This is a genomic window from Oryzomonas sagensis (genome assembly GCF_008802355.1).
GTDB lineage: Bacteria > Desulfobacterota > Desulfuromonadia > Geobacterales > Pseudopelobacteraceae > Oryzomonas > Oryzomonas sagensis.
On record NZ_VZRA01000007.1, the window covers coordinates 60,172 to 80,056 of the forward strand.

A 19,885-nucleotide genomic window follows, 5' to 3' on the forward strand; every position below is an offset into this window, starting at 1 on the left:
TCCGTCTTATTCGAATATTTCGTTCGGCAAGTTTATTCCCGAAAGCTTGAACCGCTGCATGAAGTGCGGTCGGATTCCCGTCGCTTTGAAGGTGCCGATAACCTTGCCGTCAGCATCGACACCCTGCTGGTCAAAGACAAAGATATCCTGCATGACGACCGTGTTCCCTTCCATACCCGTAATCTCGGCGATCTTGATGACCTTGCGCGACCCGTCCGGAAAACGCACCAACTGAATGAGGAGATTTATTGCCGACGATATTTGTTCGCGAATCGCCTTGTCGGGGAGATCCATCCCGGCCATCATGACCATGGTCCCTAACCGGGACAGGGCGTCCCGGGGCGAGTTGGCGTGAATGGTTGAGATGGAGCCGTCATGGCCGGTGTTCATGGCCTGTAACATATCCAGAGCCTCGCTGCTGCGCACCTCGCCGAGAACGATCCGGTCCGGCCGCATCCGCAGTGCGTTCCGCACCAGGTCGCGCTGCGTGACCTCACCTCTCCCCTCAATGTTGGGAGGGCGGGTTTCCAGCCTGACCACGTGATCCTGTTTCATCTGCAATTCCGCGGAATCCTCTATGGTGACGATCCGCTCGACTTCGGGAATGTATTCGGAAAGCACGTTCAACATCGTGGTCTTGCCGGTGCCGGTACCTCCAGAGATGAGGATGTTCAAACGTGTCTTGACGCAATTTTGCAGGACAACGGCCATCCGCTCATCGACTGTGCCAAGGGCCATGAGATCGTTCATCTTCAGAGGATCGACTCCGAAGCGACGGATGGAAAGAACCGGCCCGTCGATTGCCAGGGGCGGGATAATGGCGTTGACCCGGGAACCGTCGGAAAGGCGGGCGTCCACATAGGGTGAAGACTCGTCGATGCGCCTGCCGACGCGGGAAACGATGCGCTCGATTATTTGCATCAAATGGTTGTTATCGCGAAAAATAATGTCTGTTTTCTGCAGCTTGCCCTTACGTTCGATGTACACATTGCTGCAGTTGTTGACCAGGATGTCGGAGATTGAGGGGTCGGAGAGCAGCGGCTCCAAGGGGCCGAGCCCGAATGTCTCGTGTTGAATATCGACGAGCAGTTTCTCTTTTTCCGTTTGATTGAGCGGCACCCCTTCATTGGCAATCAGGCCCTCGATGATCGAACCTATTTCCCGTGTCAGGTCGCCGCTTCCCAGGTAATCGAGTTTGCTGATGTCGATGCGCTCAATGAGGCGGTGGTGGATCCGCTGCTTCAATTCCTGGAAAAAGACCAAATTCTTTTCAACAGGAAGTTTCTGATTTTTGGGCCCGAAATGGTCGTTGAAAATCATGAACAGGTCTCCTGCGGCATCAGCTGTTCAGCTGGGTGATAAGTTTGGCAATAGCAGCAGTGATCGGCGAACGCGGGTAAAGATTCACAACCGGCACCCCTTTGTTGATCGAGTCGATGACCGCCCCATATTCGTTGGGAATGGTTGCGAACACCTTGGTTCCAAGAACGTTTTCAGCGTCGCCGATCTTGATGTCTGCCTTGGGCAGATAGCGGTTTACCACTATCTTTACCGCGCTCCGCGCGATGCCCTTGTTTTCCAGTGCTGCAAGATAGCGGCGGACGTTTTTGAGCGCCGGCAGGGTCAGGACCGTATTGAAGAGCAGGTGGTCGGAATCCCTGAACGTAATGAGATTCGCTCCGAAAAGCGGCCCTCCGGTATCGATGACCACGTAGGAAAAAGCGCTTTTGAGGAAGGTGAGCACCTGGGTGATCTGCTCGGCGGTGATACTCAAGGTTTCTTCCACTTCAAGCGGCTCACTCAGCAGATAGATTCCCGACGCATGGCGCGTCATGCTGGCGCGGAGAAAGTCCGCGTCAAGGCGGTTCACGTTGTTGGTGACGCTGCTCAGGGTATACTTCGGGTCGATATCCAGAAAGGAGGCCACATCGCCGCAGAAGAGGTTGAAATCCACCAAAGCCACATTATCGTTGCTGGCGGCAAGAGTCGCGGCAAGGTTCACGGCAATGGTCGTCGTCCCCACCCCCCCCACCGGGTTGTATACCGATATGATCTTCCCCTGCCGTTGCGTAACCTGGCCGTTTGTCAATGGCGACAGGTTTTTCGCTACCTTCCGGAGCGCTTCGAACAATTCTGTTTTCGCGACCGGCTTCAGGAAATATTCGGAAGCGCCAGACCGCATGAGCCGGAGTATCCAGTCCGGGTTCTTCTCGGTGGTGGCGACAAAGATGGCGGTGGCGGGAAAGTGCGCTAAGATGTGCTGAACCTGTTCAACCCCCACCTCCAGTTGCGCCACCCCCAGAATGACAACCGACGGATTGTTCGTCTGGATCAGCCGATACCCCTCGCTGAAGTCCCCGGTCGCCCCAACAAGTTTGACCTTGTCGCCATAGGGCAGGATCAGGCTTTCAATGGCTTCCCGCGTTTCACGGTCTGAATCAATAATGGCAATCGAGAGGTTTTGGGACATGGATGAGCTTTCCGTTATGCGATAATTTTTTTATTGCGCTAGGCTGGGCAAGGCCCCTGGTTCGATGCTGCCACAGGGATAACAGATGGCCGAGCTGATGTAAATTCCGTTACTGATACCTTTGCAGGGATCTGACGGCCCACTCGGCGCAGGGTTCGTTCGTCCGTTTAAATTACATGGGTTTCCACCAGTCGGGCAGGCATTGTTTATCGTGATCTTGGCATAACCCGCAACAGTCGCTGGTTTGGTTGTCGGGTCAGTTCCTGGTGTCGCATAGGGAACCAGGATTGTCCAGCCGGCAGCGGTTTTTTCTATTGCATCATAATTGGGATCGTAAAAATCTAACGAAGTGCCCTGAAAAGTTGCTGCATTAGTCCCGCCGCTGGTATCTATAGATTGGTAACAGACATCAACATTGGGTGGTGGAACGGGACAGATGTAACTGCCTCTAAAGATACTGTCAGCGGACGGAAAGCTGCCTGACAGGCTTGTCCACGCCATGTTCTTTTGGGGGTTAGTGGTCGACACCTTATTCTGGGGGTACAATCGGTACAGTGCTGCAGCAGACATGGCTTGGTTGCAGACATCTTGATTGATGAGAAAAAAGTATCGCGCCGCTGGGGGCCGCCAGGCGACCGCCGCAGCCACTGCGCCCATGGTGCTGTGGCCTGCTGCCCCGCCGAGAAAGAGGTTGAATGGGGTACTGGTGCCGATTATTCCGTTGTCGCTGGAGTCGATTCTTCTGGCAACCACTTTCACGGCATTGACCCCTGGGGGTGGAGTCCCCGGGGGCACCGCAGGGGGGGTTGTGGTGAATTGAGGTGGTGTGGCCGTGGGGTTCCAGTACCCGAGGACGACGTCGCCGCTGGGATCATTACCGATGTTGGGGCTCATGGTCAGGTTGAAGTTGACCTTCCCCATATGTACCGCCGCTTTGCGGGCTCCGGTCTGGGTGGTGAAGGTGGTGCCGTTGAGCCGACCTGCACCGGCAAGCGCGCCGGCATCAGCTGTCTTTTGCAGTTGCGCCTTGTTCGCATACATGTACGCCAAGTCTATGGCAAGCCCTGCCATGACAATGAGCACGACAAGGGAGACGGTAATCAGGACCAGCGCAGACCCGCCATTGTTCAATCTGTTTACTCTCCGAGCGGCATCCATTTGAGCTCCCTCTCTTGTTCAGGGGTCAGTTTCCGGTCCGTGGGGAGTTCCGGCCGTACCCCCGGAGCCAGAGGCTTGACGATCTTCGGCGTGATAAAGAACACCAGCTCTTTTTCCGTGGTGCTGTCCTGGGTGGAGCGGAAGAGCGCCCCCAGGATCGGGATATCACCCAAGAGCGGAATCTTGGACATGGTTTTGATCGCCTCTTCCTGAAGCAGGCCGGCCAGGACCAGGCTTTCCCCGTCCTTCAACTCCACGCTCGTCTGCAAGGTTCTGGTATCAATGATGGGGTAGCCGTTCACCGCCAGGGTGCCGGAAAGGCTGCTCACCTCCGCCGGGTCAAGCTTCAGGCTTATCAGGCCGTTCTCCAGAACCTCCGGCTTGAACTTCAATTTTACCCCCACATCCTGAAAGACGATGGTTGTGGTTGTGGTCCCCCCGGAGGAGAGAAGGACGCTGTAGGGGATTTTGCTTCCTGCCAGAAAGTTACCCTCCTGCCCGCTCTTTACCAGCATGTTGGGCTCGGCCAGGACCTTGGCATACCCCTTGGTCGCCAGTGCCTGCAACACCGCGCCGACACCGCCGGGGAAATAGGCCGCACCGATCTGGAAGGCGTCAAGGGGGGAGTAACTTCCCAGGCTGGATGCGGTGCCCGAAATACCTCCGGAACCGGAAGAAGATGAACCCGACGAGGAGCCGCCAGAAGAGGGGACGCCGACTAGGTTGGAGAACCCCTCGCCTTTGCTCCCCTTGATCATGAAACTGACCCCCATATTTTTCAGAGCGGTCTTATCCATCTGGGCGACCTTCACCTGGAGCAGCACCTGCTGGGGGTTGTCGATGACAATATGGTTGAGCACCTTGGGGGCGAACGCCTTGGCGGTGTTTTCGGCCTTGAGGCGGGTCTGGTCGTTGGCCACGCTGCCGGTCAGAATAACGGTGTCGTTGGCAAACTGGACATTGATCGCATCATTGGGCGCCATTTCCTTCAATTGGGCCTCGATGGCCGAACGGTCGCCCGTGACTTTTACATCATAGAATGTGGCTGTGGGCTTTTCGTCCTTGTCGTCCTTTGTCCAGACGATCATGCTGGTGGTGCCGATCATGATGCCGTCCAGTTTCAGGTCGTAGGGGGAGAGGATATCCAGAGTGACGAATTTGTTCGTGTTCGACGGCCCCGAATCCTGGGAGCGCCGCCGCTCCAGGTCGATCTTGTCCGACTTGGCCATAATATCGGCATCCTTCTCCTGGTCGGACTTCCTCGTGTTGGCCAGGGTGACCAGCACCATCTTTTTGTTCAACTTCAACAGAGTGCTTTTGAAAAGCCCCACCTCCAGGGGGATGCCGGCCATGGCTGGGGAAACCAGCGCCACTGCCAGAAGAAGGCTCAAAACGGGCAAGAAACATCTCTGTTTGCGGAGTTTGATCATTGAAGCACCTCGTCCAGGAGTTGTCCACCATGGCGGATTATTGCAGCACGAATTCCTTGGTCGTACGGGCCCCCCCGTCGATCACCGTCACCTTGTGGCCCTGGGGTGCGGCGGGCAGGGGGCGAATTGCGGCTCTGGCCCCTTCCGGCGCTGCGCGCCGCACCGGACGACGGACCTGGGCAAGCTTGGCCTGGGCAGGTTTGGCTTGGGCAACCGCAACCACGGGCCGTTCAACGCCGCCGAGCACCGAGCTTATGGTCGTCCCCCCCTTTACATCCACTTGGGCCGTATCGATGATATTCCGCAGGAGCAGTTGGAGCGACCCCTTGCGGGAGGCGTGCACCAGCTTTTCCGAATCCTCCGGGGTCAGGTCCATGGTCACGGTGGGAACGAGAACCGGCTTGCCGTCCTTCTGCTCGGTGGTCTGACCGGTAGCCAGAACCGGAACATTCTGTAGAACGATCTTGGTAACCGTATCGTTGGGATTGTTGGGGATCGGAGTGGTCAACACCACGTCGACCCGGTTATTGGGGGCGATGAAGCCCGCGACGCCGGCTACTTCGTTCACGCCCACCGTAACGGCGCGATGCCCCAGGGGGATGATGTACGTCATGACTCCGGTGGCGGCCGCACTCCCCTCTTTCGGCATCAGTTTCTGTTCGGTAATCGCATCGCCGGCGCTCAGGTTGCGGATCACGACCCTGTTGACGAGGGACTTGGCGTCGGTAAAACTCCCAACCGGGACACTGTCCTTTGGCCAACCTGCCGTCTTGAGATGGGTCTCGTTCAGCTTCGTGCCGATCGGTAGATCACCTGCCGCGACCATGATGACAAAGCTGGCGGCCTGCTTGGTTTTCAGGCTCTCCTGCTTCAGATAGGCGTAAACGCCCCAGGAAGCGACCCCTGCAAACACCAGGGCAATGAGCGTTACCATGGTTACTGCCTGTGATCTGTTCATGGTTCCTCCGGGGAGTGCGGGAATTTATTGTTCATAACGCATCGTCGCCTGAGCCGAGATGGTCGTTAAATTTTTAAAGAGATAATTGATCTTATATCGGGGAGAATTGAAATTGGGAACAATGGTGTCGAATTTCAGTTTTGCACTAACAATAATATCGTCACCACTTGCAGGCGGCGAAGTCGTGGTTGGTGGGATGACCAAGGTAATTGACCAACTTGCGGGGACGGTGTTGTATATCCAGGAACGTATGGTGTTCTGATCCCAAACGGTGTTTACGGCGGCTTTTCGCGCAGCATGACGCACCGCATTGGTCAGCATGTTCTTCATGTAAAAAGCCCTGCCGAATTCCATGACCCCAAGGATCAACAGCAACAGAATTGGGAGGATCAGAGCGAGTTCAACGAGGGCCTGTCCTTTGGAACCACGGATTCGATGTAGGCATGGGGGGAGACAGATCATTGAAGCCCTTTCGGCAACAGGGGTTACAGGGGGGGCATGCCCCCCCTTCATCGGAAAAGCTCACCTGAATAAACCATCGGGAGGATCAAGGGCTTACAAGCTTACAGGCGGCGTTGGTGAACGTACTGTTCACGGAGCCACCCAGTATTTGCATGGCGACAATTGCTGCTAGGGCGATCAGTACAATGATCAGTGCGTATTCCACCAATGTCTGGCCCTTTTCACTCTTTACGCGGCACAGCAGGTTGATAACAAACAATTTGATCGTGTTCATGCGGGTACCCTCCTTTTTTTTGTGTTGCAAATGGGTGAATATGCACCGTCCGTAGAGCGGGAGATACAGCTTTACCTTAAGGGTTCATCAACGAACTAGCTGCACTGCTATAAGTGTTGTTCACGATGCCGCCCAGATAGTGCATGGCAACAATCGCAACGAGGGTGGTCAGCACAATGGTCAACGTGTATTTTCCACCAAGGTCTGGCCTCTTTTGTTCTTTGCCCGGGTCAACAGATTAAAGATGAGCAGTTTGATAGTATCCATAGCGCCTCCCCCCTGTTTTGTTTACAAAGCAAATTATAATTAGTTTCTATTTACCATTGTTTCACGGTGTGTCAACCACATTCAAATAATTTTATAAAAATATTGAAATGAAAATTTAATTACATATAATTGTATTTAATGAATTCAATTGTTTTTTTCTGCAATATTAAAAATCATCTATTTTGCAAAACAAGTGCCACTTTATAACTTACTAATTTAATTGAAACATAATTAAAGTATGTTAAAAAACAGATATGCTTTTGTAAACTTCTCCGACAATAATGTCGGTATCGTATACACTTTAAAGCAACCTGTAAGAGACTGAGGGGCATGGTAAAACTGGGGCAGCAGCGCGAGGTGCATCGACGTAGCAACAAGAGGATTATGGCGATTGTAATGGGGGGTTAGTCAGTACTCAGGGAAAGGAGCACCGGTATGCCTGAACGGGATATGAAGCGCTGGATTGAATCTTTGGGGATTCCCGCCGCCGAGATGAAAAAGGCTCATGTACGCCAACTCCTGCATGGCGGCAAGCTGACCGAAAGCCTGCTGACGCTTGGCCTTATTTCCAGCAAGCAGTTGATCGAATTCGAGCTGCAGATTCCCAAGCCACCAACGACCATTGAGAGGACCGGCTTGCAGCTCACCTTTATTACCGATTTGGCAACGAAGCACATCCTGTTCATGGGGGAATTCGACCAGCAGGAGCTGGCGGAACGGATCTGCCTGCCGGTCAATCTTGTCGATAAGGTGATGGAACAACTGCGCCGGGCAAAGCTTGTGGAGGTTCTTGGCGCTGGTGGATACTCTTCGGGGACCTACAGATACCTGATTACCGATGCCGGGAAAAAACGTGCCCAGGAGTTGCTGGATATCTGCCGCTATGTCGGTCCGACGCCCGTTTCCCTTGATGACTACGTCAGGATGGTGGATGGCCAGACCATCCGTCTGGTCGCGATTGATCAGCAGCAGATTAATGAGGCGTTTGCCCACCTGGTTGTCAGCCCGCAACTGCTTAAAACAATCGGGCCGGCAATCAGTTCCGGCAGGTCGATATTTCTCTATGGCCCATCAGGAAACGGCAAGACGGCCATTGCCGAAGCGATCGGCAGGGTCTTTCAGGACCCCATTTTTGTCCCGCACGCGGTCTATGTGGCCGGACAGATAATTACGGTCTACGATCCGGTCACCCACTTCCCGGTCAGCGACGAAGACCAGGAACCGCGTGCCGACCGGCGCTGGATACGGGTAAAACGCCCTGTCGTCATGGCAGGCGGTGAGTTGACGTTGAGTATGCTCGACCTCACCTTCAATCAGGTGACAAAGTATTATGAAGCGCCGCTACAGATGAAAGCCAATAACGGTATTTTCCTGATCGATGACTTCGGCAGGCAGCAGGTCGAGCCCAAAATCCTCCTCAACCGCTGGATAGTCCCGCTTGAAAGGCGAGTTGACTTCATGGGCCTGCACACAGGGATGAAATTCACTATTCCCTTCGATCTGCTGGTCCTATTCGCCACTAATATCGAGCCGGGCGAGTTAGTTGATGAGGCATTCTTGCGGCGCATACGTTACAAGGTCCGCGTCGACCATCCTACCATTGCTGAATATGAGGATATATTCAAAAGGGTCTGTGAGGTCAACGGGATTGAGTTCCAGCCGCCAGTCTTCAGCTATCTGACCAATGAGTTGTACGGCAAATCGCCGAACCCGATGGCGGCCTGTCATCCGCGCGATATTATTGATCATCTCGTCGATCAGGCCCGATTCCACAAAACCAAGCCCGTATTGACAAAAGAGTCCATCGATCAGGCATGGAAAACCTATTTTGTATAACATCCATTATTAAGGAAAATTTTTACCGTTTCCACCACTCGTTGCCAACGGGTGAAGCTTTGAAGGGCCCCTCGGTTTCCTGTAGAAGAGGACTTCAGGCCGCGCTGCGAATTTTTACGTTCCTGCCGCCGCTGCTCTTCATCCCCCATTTGACGACCGTGACCCGCTCAATCCGGTCGAAGATCAGATTCTCGACCGCGATGCCGATCAGGACAACAGTTATCAAACCGGCAAAAACCGAAGGAATCTCCAGCTGCTGTTTGTTCTCGTAGATAAACCAGCCGATGCCGCCGCTCCCGGAACTGACGCCGAAGACCAGTTCCGCCGCGATAAGCGTCCGCCAGGCAAAGGCCCAGCCGTTGCGCAGACCGGTCAGAAGTGAGGGGAACGCCGCCGGTATCAGGATGACGGCGGCATAGCGGATGCCGCTGAGGCCGTAGTTGCGCCCCACCATGCGGATCGTCCCGTTGACCGCCGAGAATCCCCCGTGGGCGCTCAGCGCCACCGGCCAGAGAACCGCATGAATCAGAACAAAGATGATGCTCCCGCTGCCCAGGCCGAACCAGAGCAGGGCCAGCGGCAGGAGTGCGATGGCGGGCAACGGGTTGAACATGGAGGTGCAGAGTTCCAGGAGATCGGAGCCGAGTCGCGTCATTGTGGCGGCCATGGCCAGAATCAGCGCCAGGAGCACCCCGATGCCGTATCCGGTCAAGAGTATTTTGAATGAGGTGACGATGCGGGCCGGCAGTCCGCCGCTTCTGACGGCATCGACCAGCGCCTGCAACGTGGCGCTGAAGGTCGGCACCATGAGCGGGTTCGCCAGCCGTGTCGCATACCATTCCCAGAGCGCGCAGAGCAGGATCAGAAGCCCCGCCCTCCGAACCCACCCTTTGTCCCACAACTGTGCCAGTATGCCGGGACCGGTGGAGGGACTCCCCTCGTGCATCACTGTTCCCCGCACGGTCATTCCTACCGCGGTACTATCTGTTTTCATGGTGCGCTCCTCGTGATGTGCTGCGGCAACCAGGGACATTAGATCACGTAATCCAGAGCGTCCCGAAACAAGACCTGCCTGATCCGCTCCGCAATTTCCGGGTGGGCCCCGGCGGCCGCCTGCAACTGCTCCGCCTCGATGATCTCCTCCACCCGCCCGGGGTGAGGGGACATCACCACGATCCTGCTGCCGAGCAGCAGCGCCTCTTCGATGGAGTGGGTCACGAACAACATGGTGAACTGGCATTCGCTCCAGAGTTCCAGCAGCTCATCCTGCATCCGCCTGCGCGACAGGGCGTCCAGGGCGGCAAAGGGTTCGTCCATCAGGATAATCTCCGGCTTCATGGCCAGGCAGCGAGCAATGGCCACCCGCTGTTTCATCCCCCCCGACAGGGTATGGGGGTAGGCATCGGCGAATTGCTCCAGATGGACCGTCCTGATCGCCTCAAGGGCGCGTTCATGCGCCTCCCCCTTGGGCAGGGTGCGGCTGGCGAGCAGCCCGAAGGCCACGTTCTCCCGCACCGTTTTCCAGGGAAGCAGCTGATCGAATTCCTGGAACACCATCACCCGGTCCGGTCCGGGGCCCGCCACCAGTCTGCCGTTCAGGGTGATATTCCCCTCGCTGGGGGCAAGAAACCCGCCCACGGCCTTGAGAAGCGTCGATTTTCCGCACCCGGAGGGGCCCAGCAGCACTACCCGGTCGCCCCGGCTCACCTGGAATTCCACGTTATCGGTGGCGGTGACGATGCCGTTCTGGTCGCGGTAGCGCAGCGTGACCCCCTTGACGGACAGCAAAGGCGTATCCGCAACGTCAGCCATGGTCAGCTCCCCTTTGTGGCGTGGACGTTGGGGAAGAACAGATCCTTCCAGTCCCTTGGCCTGCTCTTGATCGTCCCGGTATGGTACATGAAATCCGAAAACCTGGTGATATTGTGCGGTGTGACCGTATAGCTCACCGTCGGCTGGTTGATCTCCTTGAGCAGGTCATCCAGGCTTTCCTTGGTCTTGCTGGCCTCGCGGTAGATCTCCGCCGCGGCCCGCCTGTTCTTGTTGATGTAGGTGGTCGCCTCTTCCTGCGCCGCAAAGACCGCGGCATAGATCTTCGGGTTTTTGTCGTGGAAGGCTTTGGTGGTGGCGAAGACATTGAAGGTGTGCGGCCCGCCGAGGACCGTGTATGAGTTGAGCACCGTCCTGACCCGCTTGTCGTCCAGTTCCTGGAACATGAACGGCGGGCTGGTGAGATGGCCGGTGACCTCCGACTTGCCGGACAGGAGCGCCGCCATGGCGTCAGGATGCTTCATGGTCACCGTCAGTTTGTCCAGTTTGGAAAAATTATTCTGGCCGAACTCCTTTGCCGCCGCCATTTGCAGGATGATAGCCTGGATCGAGACCTTCACCGCCGGCAGGGCGATACGGTCCTTGGCGGTGAAGTCCCGGATCGTTTTCACCGCCGGGTTGTTCGTATTCAGGTAGTTAGGCGATGAAATCAGGGCCGAGACCCCTTTGACGGCGCCCTTGGACTTGTCCCAGAGCAGGATCATCGGCGCCACGCCCGAGGAGATGTAATCGACGCTCCCGGAGAGGAGCGCGTCATTGGTCGCGCTACCGCCCCCCAGGGTCGCCCAGGTGACTTTGATATCGCCGAGACCGGCCGCTTTGGCATGTTTTTCTATCAGATGCTGCTTTTCCATGATGATCAGCGGCAGGTAGCCAAGGCCGTACTGCTTGGCCAGCCGTACCTCCTTGACCTCGGCCGCGGCATTGAACGGCACGGCAGCGAGGCCGACGAGCGCCAGCGCCGTGATGGCGACGAATGTGTACATGCTCTTTCCCATGTGTGCAGCTCCTTATGGTTGGAATGGTTCAGACAACAGCAGGCGATAGCCGATAGCGGGGTAGCCGCGTTCGTTACGGTGTATCGGCATGCCGTACCGCCAGGCGGTCCAGATGCAGATGAAACGGATGCAGCGCCTCTTCCCGCTCCTTGCGCACGGCATAGGTTTCATCGCGGATCTGCTCCGGCTCGATCAACCAGACCGCCGCCAGGTCTGCATCGCCCAACCGGGCGCGGACCTCGCGATAATACTCGCTGAACAGCGGGCCCGAAACGAGCGCCTTGTACGTTCGCCCCGTCGTGACCAGCACCCGGTTATCGCTGCCTGCCACGGTGACGGACACCGGGCGTTCGAACCAGATGCTGCGCAGCAGGTTGCGGTGGGTTGCTGATGTTTCCAGAAGTTCGAGATGCACCAGACGCCCGTCGGCGTCGAGCCGGAGAAAAGGGCTCGGCACGCTGACGGGTGCGCCGTTTTCATCCAGGGTGGCGATGCTGGCGACGGTGGCGGGTTCTTTCAGCAGCGATCCGATTGCGTTCCGTAAATCTTCAGACATGGTTTATTCCTCCCACAGCGGCAACAGCCGGGACAGATCGGTGTCGGGATGATTGCCGCAGTTGCGGTAGCTGTCATGTTCGATGGGGAGCCGGTATTTCACCCGCAGGGCGTGCAGGCCACGGGCCAGGCGGATGTAATAGTCCAGCGAGGCGTTTTTGTAAGCGCCCAGCGCCGTATCCGGCCGGGGCGACCAGACGATGAGCACCGTGCTCACCCCCTGCCGGGCCAGATCCTCGGCTTCGGCCAGGGTCCGCTCCAGGGCCTCGTCCTCACTGCGAAATCCGTGGGGACCAGCCAGTTCGATGCCCGCCACCAGGCCGGTGTTCACCCTGCCCGGCCCGAATATCTCCACCGCATCCACCAGCCGCTTTTTCCACTCGCGATACCCGATCCATTCCGCTTTGCCGGGGCAATGTTGGTTGAACAGCTCCTCGTTCAGCACCTCGATGTCGGAGGTGTAGCTGGTCAGGCCGGTTTCGGCATAGAGCCTCTTCAACTGCTCCTTCTCGAACGCCGTTCCGATCAACTGGCTGGGAAACTTTGGGGTGCGGAAATTTTTGCCGACCTCTTTCAGGATGGCGATATAGTAGTCGATCTCGTCATCAAAGGGGCGCGACCCGCCGATGATGGAGCCGGAGGTCAGGAAGACCGTCGAAAACCGCCCCTCCTCCTTCAGCGCCTCGCCGATCACCGCCCCCACCTCGACCGGATCGAGCCGTGCCGGGATCTTGAGCTCCTTGCTCCCTTTTTTCAGTTGGGTGACGATGTCACAGAAGGCGCACCCCTTGCCGTTGTTCCAAAAGGTGCAATAGCGGTACGGAAAGATGTTCAACCGCTGGGGGCGGGCGCTGACGATATTCTTCATCGGCACGCCCGAGCTGCTGTCTTTGCCATAAAATGCCGGGGCGGGCCAGTAATCCACCTCTTCCAGCGCCACCCCCGCATCGAACAGCCAGGGCCGGCCGTCGCGCAGATCGACAACATAGGGGTTCTCTTCCAGCGGCGTCGGCGTCGTGATGATCGAGGTGCCATCCCGCAGGAGCAGCGATTCCGGCCGGAGGGCGATAACCCCGTCGCGGGCGCCGAAGATGTGGGTCCCGGTGGTCTGGTGCTTTTCCGGATCGAGATAGGAGACCGCCTCTTCGGTGTAGTGCACCCCCCGACGCTGCACATCGGTCTTGAGGATAATCAGGCGCGGTACGTCCGGGTAGCGGCGAACGGCATCCTCCAGGGGCGTCCCAGGAAATTTTCTTGCCAGGGCAAGAGTCATGACATCACTCCTTTCTCGTCAAACGGTCACCAGTGGATACAACAAAAAAAGAGGTCAAGGAGAGAGCGCGCTTCGCTCGTTCCTTGGCCTCCAGTTTTTCTGGTCAGTCGTTGGAATACTGCTGTGTGATCCTGGGGACATTCCCCGGTATCATCACATGTAATGGGGAAAATCTAGCAAATCGGATACGGGGTGTCAATCAAATAATATAACTTCTATAAATTTTATATACCACCAAGGACGACACCCCTCACAACCCGAAGGTCATGTGGAGCAGGGAGGCCTATTTACAGAGAACTTTCGCACTACCACGTCAGAACCGTCGTCCCTGTCTTTAATCCATCCAGAACATGGACAAACAACACAAAAAGAAAAAGCCCCGGAAATTCCGAGGCTTTTTGACTTATCCGGATGGTGCCGGACTTTTAAATGGTCGGTGCGACTGGATTCGAACCAGCGACCACTAGACCCCCAGTCTAGTGCGCTACCAGGCTGCGCTACGCACCGCTATGCTACATCTGATTCCGCAAGAGCAAAAGTTCATCTCTGATATTCCGCAACAGCAGGAGGTACTTTTCCTGGGGGGCTGTCGGGAGCTGTTCATCAGCAGCGATGATCCTGCCCTTCGGGGTTATTCTTCTCTTTACACCTTCAATGGTAAACTTCTCGTCATACAGCAACCGGCGGACCAGGAGAATGATGTCTACTTCCCGTTTGGAATACAGCCGCTGCCCGGTGGTGCTCTTCTCGGGTGACAAAAACTCGAACTCACTCTCCCAGAAACGGAGTACCGAAGTCTTTACGCCCGCCATCTGGGCAACCTCGCCGATCTTGTAGTACAGTTTGTCGGGGAAGGTGGTGCCCATAACAGTGTATGCTTATTTGGCCTCTTTCGCGACGCTATTGATCGCGTTTTTTAGAACCTGACTCGGTTTGAAAGTAAGGATGCGCCGAGCATCAATGGTAATGGTTTCGCCGGTTTGCGGATTGCGTCCTCTCCGGTCAGCCTTCCGCTTGACAACGAAATTTCCAAACCCTGCTATCTTAATTTTTTCACCATCCTCCAGGGTGCTCTTCAGGATGCTGAAAACGGTTTCAACCATTTCAGCGGACTCCTTTTTCGAGAACCCGATTTTCTGGTGAATTTTTTCTACGATGTCGGCTTTGGTCATAACAACCTCAATCTGCTAAGTTCTACGGCTTCTTTACAAAGGGCAATTTTTATAACATAGGGAACGGCATTACGCAACAGGTTTTTATCTTATTGATACTTTTACCTTATTCAAAAGGCTGTCAACAATCTTCCCATGCACTCTTCCGGTCTCGTCATCGGTGAGCGTGCGCTCGTATGAGCGGTAGCGGATGCGGACGGCTATGCTCTTAAATCCGTCAGGGATGCCCTTCCCCTGATACACGTCAAAGATATCGACCTGTTCGACCTCTTTGGCCTTGACGCTGTGGATGCACTCGACGATCTTTTCCACCGGCAGTTCCATGGGGGCCAGCATGGCAATATCGCGTGTGCTGTCCGGAAAACGGGAGGGGGCCGAAATGGTCCGTTTCTGCCGTGCCAGGGTCAGCATCTTTTCAAAATCGAGCTCAAAACAATAGACCGGCTTATCCAGGCCAAAATTATCCTGAACCGTGGGGTGCAGTTCACCGACCGAGCCGATCCGCTCCCTGCCGGCGACGATACTGCACGATTTACCGGGATGATAAAACGGCTCCGGCGCATCGGCCACCCACTTCACACCGCCGATGCTCAACTGGCTGAGCAGGTTTTCTATAATGCCCTTGGCATCGTAGAAATCGACCGCCTCGTTGGCGCGACTCCACCCCAGCCCGTCGCGTGAGCCGGTCAGGGCTCCCACCACATAAAGCGGCTCGTGCGGCATCTCCTCCCCCGGAACGGGCAGATACACCCGACGCATCTCAAAGAGCTTCAGGTCAAGCGAGCGAAAGCTGATGTTGCGGGCAACCGTTTCGAGAACACCGGGCAAAAGGGTGGTACGCATGACCGACTGTTCATCCACCAGCGGGTTGGCCAGACGGATCGTGCTGCGCCGCGAATCATCCCCGGGGAGCAGCAGTTTATCTGCGGCACCCGGTGCAGTAAAGCTGAAATTAATGATCTCGTTCATGCCGTGCTTGACAAGGATATCCCTGACACTCTTCTCAAGCTGCTGGTGCCGCGTCGGGCGGTCCGAGACGACGCGTGCCATCGGCAGGGTGGCGGGAATACGGTCGAAGCCGTTCAAGCGGGCAATCTCTTCAACCAAGTCAATCTCGCGCTCCAGGTCGATCCGGTAGCTGGGCGGCACCACCGCCAACGTCCCTTCGGGCAGCTCCTTGACAGCGCATTCGAGCCGTCTGAGGATATCAATGGCCTCCTCCCGCGGCAGATCGATCCCGATCATGGCGTTGGCGCGTTCCGGGCGGAATACGATCGTTTCCGGCTCACGTCTGCCGAGGTAGACATCGAGGCTTCCCTTGGCCATACGGCCACCGGCAAGGTCCACAATCAGCGACGCAGCCCGGTCAAGGGCCTGGATCACACCGCCGATATCGACTCCGCGTTCGAAGCGATGGGAGGACTCCGTATGCAGGCCAAGCCGCTTACTGGTCCTGCGGATCGCTGACGGCAGAAACCAAGCGCTCTCGAGCAGAATGTTCGTGGTGGTATCGGCAATTTCGGAGTTTTCGCCCCCCATGACACCAGCCAGGGCGACCGGCCGCTCGGCGTCGCAGATGACCAGATCGTCGCCCGTGAGGGTACGCTGCTGGCTGTCCAGCGTGGTAAAACGCTCACCTTCGCCGGCACGGCGCACCACAATCCGATGCCCAGCCAGACGATCGCAGTCAAAGGCGTGTAGTGGCTGCCCCAGTTCCATCATCACCAGGTTGGTGACGTCCACAACGTTGTTGATGGACCGCACGCCAATGGCGTTGAGCCGCTTCACCAGCCACTCGGGAGAGGGAGCTATGCGGCAGCCGCTCAGATAGCGCGCGGCATAGCGCGGGCAATATTCGGCGTCTTCGACCGTTACGCTGATGTTTTTGTCGACCGGCTCATCAGACTCGCTGATCGCGTTTTCAGGACAGCGGACCTTTTGTCCCAGCTTGGCGGCAATCTCGCGGGCAATGCCCACGGCACTGAGACAGTCGGCGCGGTTGGGGGTCAGGCCGATCTCAAAAAGGGTGTCCTTCAGCCCCAGGGCGGCAAAGATCGGAGTGCCGAGCTTCAGACCGGCAGGCAGGATCATGATGCCGGCGCTTTCCGCGGACAGCCCCAATTCTCTCTCCGAGCAGAGCATGCCGCAGGATTCTTCGCCGCGGATCTTGGAGCGTTTGATTTTGAAATCACCCGGGAGTGTTGCGCCGATCTTGGCTAAGGCGACCGTGTCGCCCTGTTTGAAGTTCTGTGCGCCGCAGACCACGTCCAGCACCTCGGTGCCGCTATTCACCCGGCAGAGGGAGAGCTTGTCGGCGTTGGGGTGTTGCCGTTTTTCCTCGACCACCGCCACCACGACATCGTCCATCCCCTCGCCAAGCTTCTCCATCCCCTCCACCTCGAGGCCGAGCATGGTAAGCAGATCGGCCAACTGATCGGGGGTGAGATCAAAATCGACGAATTCCTTGAGCCAGTTATAGGTAACGTTCATATCAGGACACCTAGAATATTCTGAATTAGGAGGTTGTTCAAAAATAGTCAGATCGTCGCACCCGCTAGACAAGCCACAAGGAGGCGTAGCAGCGCTACGCCGCACGAAGGGGCGTTCGAGGAGGGCGGCGAGATGGCTGTTTTTCAACAACCTCTAGAATTGCCGCAGGAACCGCACGTCGTTCTCGAAAAGCAGGCGCATGTCGCTGATGCCGTACTTCAACATGGCGATGCGTTCGATGCCCATCCCGAAGGCAAAACCGGATACCTCTTCGGCATCGTAGTTGACGTGACGGTAGACCTCGGGATCAACCATGCCGGCTCCCAGTATCTCGAGCCAGCCGGTGTTTTTGCAGACCCGGCACCCCTTGCCGCCACAGATGACGCAGGCGATATCCACCTCGGCCGAGGGCTCGGTAAACGGGAAAAAGCTGGGACGCAAACGAACGCCGGTCTTTTGGCCGAACAACTGATTGGTGAATATGGTCAGTATGCCCTTCAAGTCGCCGAAGGTGATGCCCTGGTCCACCATCAGCCCCTCGACCTGATGAAACATGGGGGAATGGGTGGCATCGGAATCGCAGCGGTAGACCGTACCCGGGGCAATGATGCGCACCGGCGGCTTCTGCTTCAGCATCGTCCGGATCTGGACCGGTGACGTATGGGTGCGCAGCAGCAGGTTGTTTTCGACGAAAAAGGTGTCCTGCATGTCCCGGGCAGGGTGCTCCGGGGGAAAGTTGAGCGCCTCGAAGTTGTACCAATCATGCTCGATCTCAGGGCCTTCCGCGACGGAAAATCCCAGGCCGGCGAAGATATCGCAGACCTCTTCGACCACCAGGGAGATGGGATGCTTGGTGCCGTTGGCTGGGCGACGGCCAGGCAAGGTGACATCGATCCGTTCGGATTGCAGCCGCTGGCTCCTGGCCGCTTCACGCGTTGTTTCCAGTGCTGCGTCAAGGCTGGCCTCGACCTCTGCCTTGACGGTATTGACCAACTGTCCGACAAGCGGTCGTTCCTCGGGGGTGAGCGCACCGAGCCCCTTCATGAGAGCGGTCAACTCTCCTTTGCGGCCGAGGAATCTGACCCGTATTTCCTGAAGGGCTTCCTCGCTGGAAACGGCGGCTATGGCCTTTACGGCCTCGTCTCTCAATCTTTCAAGTTGTTCCCGCATGTTAGTAAACCCCGTAATCAGATGAATCTGCAAAATCACTCGGCTGCCCGATACGAATCCCGGAGAATAGGGAAAACTCGCGGCTGTCTGCCAAAACGGCAAGCAAGGGGACTGAACGGGGCAATGAAGGGATCAAGCCGATTCGTGAACCTTACAAAAAAAGGAATGGGACTGTTCATCCCATTCCCTCGGTTTTGAAAGCGAAACCGGCCTGCTTAGATGCCAGCCTTGGCAAGGGTAGCGATCTGGCTGAACCCGGTCGGATCGGATACGGCGATGTCGGCCAGAACCTTACGGTCGATCTGCACATTGGCCTTTTTGAGGCCGAAGATGAATTTGCTGTACGACAGCCCGTTGAGGCGGGAAGCCGCGTTGATGCGGGTGATCCACAGACTGCGGAAATCACGCTTTTTGACACGACGGTCGCGGAAAGCGTAATTAAGGGCCCGGTCAACCGCTTCGGTCGCACTGCGGAACAATTTGCTCCGTGCGCCCCGGAAACCCTTGGCAAGTTTTAATACCTTGTTGCGTCTGCGTCTCGCTTTGAATCCTCTTTTTACGCGTGGCATGTTCTACTCCTTCATGATGAATTTCGCCCGATCCATAAGGGGAGACAGGTCCTCATGGTTCTTGGCATTATGCCGTTTCACCCGTGTGCGCAGGAGTGGGGCTCCATGGCGGCGAAGCGGTACTGTCCGCATCCGTCGCCACATTCCGCACCCAGCCGCGTGGTGCAAACGGTGAAAGCAGGTTATGAAATCGCCCTATTTGTAGGGAATCAATTTGGCAATATTTTTCTGGTCCACATCGGCGACCATAGCGCTCTGACGCAGATTCCGCTTATTCTTGCGGGTCTTGGGGGTCAGAATATGGCTGGTAAAGGCTTTGCTGCGTTTGATGCGGCCGGTCCCCGTCTTTTTGAAGCGCTTGGCGGCACCGCGGTTTGTTTTGATCTTCGGCATTGGTTCTTCTCCTTATGTGCAATGGTAAACGGTAACTGGAATCCGCTATTTTTTAACCTTCGGAGCAACAATCATATACATATTGCGGCCATCGACACGCGGCTGGGACTCGATCACGGCGACGTCCTGCAGTTCGGTGGCAAAGCGTTCAATCACGGCGCGCCCGATATCCATGTGGGTGATCTCCCGCCCCCGGAACACCAGCGTCACCTTCGCCTTGTTCCCCTCTTCGAGGAACCGCCTGACGTGCTTGATCTTGAACATGAGGTCATGTTCATCGGTTTTAGGCCGCAGCTTGATCTCTTTGACCTCGACATGAACCTGTTTTTTCTTGGCTTCCTGCAGCTTTTTGCTCTGCTGGTATTTGAACTTCCCGTAGTCCATGATCCGGCAGACAGGCGGAACCGCCGTCGGAGAGACTTCCACCAGGTCGAGCTGCTGTTGTTCGGCGAGTTCCAGCGCCTTGGAAGTAGGAATGACGCCGAGCGCCTCGCCATCGGCGCCGATGACACGGATTTCCGTGGCGCGGATGGTATTGTTGATGTTCACGGTCGGTTTTGCTATGACTGCACCTCCTGAA

General features: G+C 56.5%; 20 protein-coding genes and 1 tRNA gene. 1 reads left to right on the plus strand and 20 read right to left on the minus strand.

What is annotated here, in order from left to right; all coding sequences use genetic code 11:
• Positions 1–6 precede the first annotated feature (6 nt).
• The 7 genes from F6V30_RS15805 to F6V30_RS15835 all read right to left on the minus strand — a co-directional run bounded on the left by F6V30_RS15805 (position 7) and on the right by F6V30_RS15835 (position 6,752).
• Complete coding sequence (locus F6V30_RS15805) at positions 7–1,320, minus strand: TadA family conjugal transfer-associated ATPase (RefSeq protein ID WP_151158025.1); 1,314 nt, start codon at positions 1,318–1,320, stop codon at positions 7–9.
• Between the two features lie 19 nt (positions 1,321–1,339).
• Positions 1,340–2,470, minus strand: a complete 1,131-nt coding sequence (locus F6V30_RS15810; protein ID WP_151158027.1) for a CpaE/TadZ family protein — start codon at positions 2,468–2,470, stop codon at positions 1,340–1,342.
• 30 nt (positions 2,471–2,500) lie between these two features.
• On the minus strand, positions 2,501–3,628 hold the full coding sequence (locus F6V30_RS15815) for a pilus assembly protein TadG-related protein (RefSeq protein WP_151158029.1): 1,128 nt from the start codon (positions 3,626–3,628) through the stop codon (positions 2,501–2,503).
• Positions 3,607–5,028 carry a type II and III secretion system protein family protein gene (locus F6V30_RS15820; RefSeq protein WP_246163568.1) on the minus strand — a complete coding sequence of 474 codons (1,422 nt, stop codon included), beginning with the start codon at positions 5,026–5,028 and terminating at the stop codon, positions 3,607–3,609. Before F6V30_RS15820 ends, F6V30_RS15815 begins: the two co-directional genes overlap by 22 nt.
• A gap of 67 nt (positions 5,029–5,095) precedes the next feature.
• Entirely contained in the window at positions 5,096–6,016 is a 921-nt protein-coding gene (gene cpaB, locus F6V30_RS15825; RefSeq protein ID WP_151158033.1) for a Flp pilus assembly protein CpaB, read from the minus strand.
• 24 nt (positions 6,017–6,040) lie between these two features.
• Positions 6,041–6,529 carry a TadE/TadG family type IV pilus assembly protein gene (locus F6V30_RS15830; protein ID WP_151158035.1) on the minus strand — a complete coding sequence of 163 codons (489 nt, stop codon included), beginning with the start codon at positions 6,527–6,529 and terminating at the stop codon, positions 6,041–6,043.
• A 34-nt stretch (positions 6,530–6,563) separates the two neighbouring features.
• Positions 6,564–6,752, minus strand: coding sequence for a Flp family type IVb pilin (locus tag F6V30_RS15835; protein ID WP_151158037.1), 189 nt, complete (start codon positions 6,750–6,752; stop codon positions 6,564–6,566).
• 702 nt (positions 6,753–7,454) lie between these two features.
• On the opposite strand from F6V30_RS15835, the gene F6V30_RS15840 reads away from it, so the two are divergent.
• On the plus strand, positions 7,455–8,855 hold the full coding sequence (locus F6V30_RS15840) for an ATPase (protein ID WP_246163571.1): 1,401 nt from the start codon (positions 7,455–7,457) through the stop codon (positions 8,853–8,855).
• A gap of 94 nt (positions 8,856–8,949) precedes the next feature.
• Here the strand turns inward: F6V30_RS15840 and F6V30_RS15845 are convergent, their stop codons facing one another.
• The 13 genes from F6V30_RS15845 to infC form a co-directional block, all read right to left on the minus strand.
• On the minus strand, positions 8,950–9,849 hold the full coding sequence (locus F6V30_RS15845; RefSeq protein WP_151158039.1) for an ABC transporter permease: 900 nt from the start codon (positions 9,847–9,849) through the stop codon (positions 8,950–8,952).
• 38 nt (positions 9,850–9,887) lie between these two features.
• The gene (locus tag F6V30_RS15850; protein ID WP_151158042.1) at positions 9,888–10,667 is read right to left on the minus strand and encodes an ABC transporter ATP-binding protein; all 780 of its coding nucleotides are present in this window, start codon (positions 10,665–10,667) and stop codon (positions 9,888–9,890) included.
• Positions 10,668–10,669: 2 nt separating this feature from the next.
• Entirely contained in the window at positions 10,670–11,683 is a 1,014-nt protein-coding gene (locus F6V30_RS15855; RefSeq protein ID WP_151158044.1) for an ABC transporter substrate-binding protein, read from the minus strand.
• Positions 11,684–11,756: 73 nt separating this feature from the next.
• Entirely contained in the window at positions 11,757–12,239 is a 483-nt protein-coding gene (locus tag F6V30_RS15860; protein WP_151158046.1) for a hypothetical protein, read from the minus strand.
• Positions 12,240–12,242: 3 nt separating this feature from the next.
• Positions 12,243–13,511, minus strand: coding sequence for a radical SAM protein (locus F6V30_RS15865; RefSeq protein WP_151158048.1), 1,269 nt, complete (start codon positions 13,509–13,511; stop codon positions 12,243–12,245).
• Between the two features lie 430 nt (positions 13,512–13,941).
• Positions 13,942–14,018, minus strand: a tRNA-Pro gene (locus tag F6V30_RS15870).
• 5 nt (positions 14,019–14,023) lie between these two features.
• Positions 14,024–14,377, minus strand: coding sequence for a MerR family transcriptional regulator (locus F6V30_RS15875; RefSeq protein ID WP_151158050.1), 354 nt, complete (start codon positions 14,375–14,377; stop codon positions 14,024–14,026).
• 12 nt (positions 14,378–14,389) lie between these two features.
• Positions 14,390–14,683, minus strand: coding sequence for an integration host factor subunit alpha (locus tag F6V30_RS15880; protein ID WP_151158053.1), 294 nt, complete (start codon positions 14,681–14,683; stop codon positions 14,390–14,392).
• A gap of 84 nt (positions 14,684–14,767) precedes the next feature.
• Positions 14,768–17,173 (minus strand): phenylalanine--tRNA ligase subunit beta, encoded by a 2,406-nt coding sequence (gene pheT / locus F6V30_RS15885; RefSeq protein ID WP_151158055.1) that lies wholly within the window; start codon positions 17,171–17,173, stop codon positions 14,768–14,770.
• A 153-nt stretch (positions 17,174–17,326) separates the two neighbouring features.
• On the minus strand, positions 17,327–18,343 hold the full coding sequence (pheS, locus tag F6V30_RS15890; RefSeq protein WP_151158057.1) for a phenylalanine--tRNA ligase subunit alpha: 1,017 nt from the start codon (positions 18,341–18,343) through the stop codon (positions 17,327–17,329).
• Positions 18,344–18,558: 215 nt separating this feature from the next.
• Complete coding sequence (rplT, locus tag F6V30_RS15895; protein ID WP_149307915.1) at positions 18,559–18,912, minus strand: 50S ribosomal protein L20; 354 nt, start codon at positions 18,910–18,912, stop codon at positions 18,559–18,561.
• Between the two features lie 195 nt (positions 18,913–19,107).
• Positions 19,108–19,305 carry a 50S ribosomal protein L35 gene (gene rpmI / locus F6V30_RS15900; protein ID WP_149307914.1) on the minus strand — a complete coding sequence of 66 codons (198 nt, stop codon included), beginning with the start codon at positions 19,303–19,305 and terminating at the stop codon, positions 19,108–19,110.
• A gap of 45 nt (positions 19,306–19,350) precedes the next feature.
• Positions 19,351–19,869: a translation initiation factor IF-3 gene (gene infC, locus F6V30_RS15905; RefSeq protein WP_149307913.1), complete on the minus strand. Its 519-nt coding sequence runs from the start codon at positions 19,867–19,869 to the stop codon at positions 19,351–19,353.
• Positions 19,870–19,885 lie beyond the last annotated feature (16 nt).

What these genes read in the sequence shown, in the direction of transcription:
- F6V30_RS15805 (WP_151158025.1), bottom strand. Translation starts at nt 1,320, where the DNA reads ATGATTTTCAACGACCATTTCGGGCCCAAAAATCAGAAACTTCCTGTT.
- F6V30_RS15810 (WP_151158027.1), bottom strand. Translation starts at nt 2,470, where the DNA reads ATGTCCCAAAACCTCTCGATTGCCATTATTGATTCAGACCGTGAAACG.
- F6V30_RS15815 (WP_151158029.1), bottom strand. Translation starts at nt 3,628, where the DNA reads ATGGATGCCGCTCGGAGAGTAAACAGATTGAACAATGGCGGGTCTGCG.
- cpaB (WP_151158033.1), bottom strand. Translation starts at nt 6,016, where the DNA reads ATGAACAGATCACAGGCAGTAACCATGGTAACGCTCATTGCCCTGGTG.
- F6V30_RS15830 (WP_151158035.1), bottom strand. Translation starts at nt 6,529, where the DNA reads ATGAAGGGGGGGCATGCCCCCCCTGTAACCCCTGTTGCCGAAAGGGCT.
- F6V30_RS15835 (WP_151158037.1), bottom strand. Translation starts at nt 6,752, where the DNA reads ATGAACACGATCAAATTGTTTGTTATCAACCTGCTGTGCCGCGTAAAG.
- F6V30_RS15840 (WP_246163571.1), top strand. Translation starts at nt 7,455, where the DNA reads ATGCCTGAACGGGATATGAAGCGCTGGATTGAATCTTTGGGGATTCCC.
- F6V30_RS15845 (WP_151158039.1), bottom strand. Translation starts at nt 9,849, where the DNA reads ATGAAAACAGATAGTACCGCGGTAGGAATGACCGTGCGGGGAACAGTG.
- F6V30_RS15850 (WP_151158042.1), bottom strand. Translation starts at nt 10,667, where the DNA reads ATGGCTGACGTTGCGGATACGCCTTTGCTGTCCGTCAAGGGGGTCACG.
- F6V30_RS15855 (WP_151158044.1), bottom strand. Translation starts at nt 11,683, where the DNA reads ATGGGAAAGAGCATGTACACATTCGTCGCCATCACGGCGCTGGCGCTC.
- F6V30_RS15860 (WP_151158046.1), bottom strand. Translation starts at nt 12,239, where the DNA reads ATGTCTGAAGATTTACGGAACGCAATCGGATCGCTGCTGAAAGAACCC.
- F6V30_RS15865 (WP_151158048.1), bottom strand. Translation starts at nt 13,511, where the DNA reads ATGACTCTTGCCCTGGCAAGAAAATTTCCTGGGACGCCCCTGGAGGAT.
- F6V30_RS15875 (WP_151158050.1), bottom strand. Translation starts at nt 14,377, where the DNA reads ATGGGCACCACCTTCCCCGACAAACTGTACTACAAGATCGGCGAGGTT.
- F6V30_RS15880 (WP_151158053.1), bottom strand. Translation starts at nt 14,683, where the DNA reads ATGACCAAAGCCGACATCGTAGAAAAAATTCACCAGAAAATCGGGTTC.
- pheT (WP_151158055.1), bottom strand. Translation starts at nt 17,173, where the DNA reads ATGAACGTTACCTATAACTGGCTCAAGGAATTCGTCGATTTTGATCTC.
- pheS (WP_151158057.1), bottom strand. Translation starts at nt 18,343, where the DNA reads ATGCGGGAACAACTTGAAAGATTGAGAGACGAGGCCGTAAAGGCCATA.
- rplT (WP_149307915.1), bottom strand. Translation starts at nt 18,912, where the DNA reads ATGCCACGCGTAAAAAGAGGATTCAAAGCGAGACGCAGACGCAACAAG.
- rpmI (WP_149307914.1), bottom strand. Translation starts at nt 19,305, where the DNA reads ATGCCGAAGATCAAAACAAACCGCGGTGCCGCCAAGCGCTTCAAAAAG.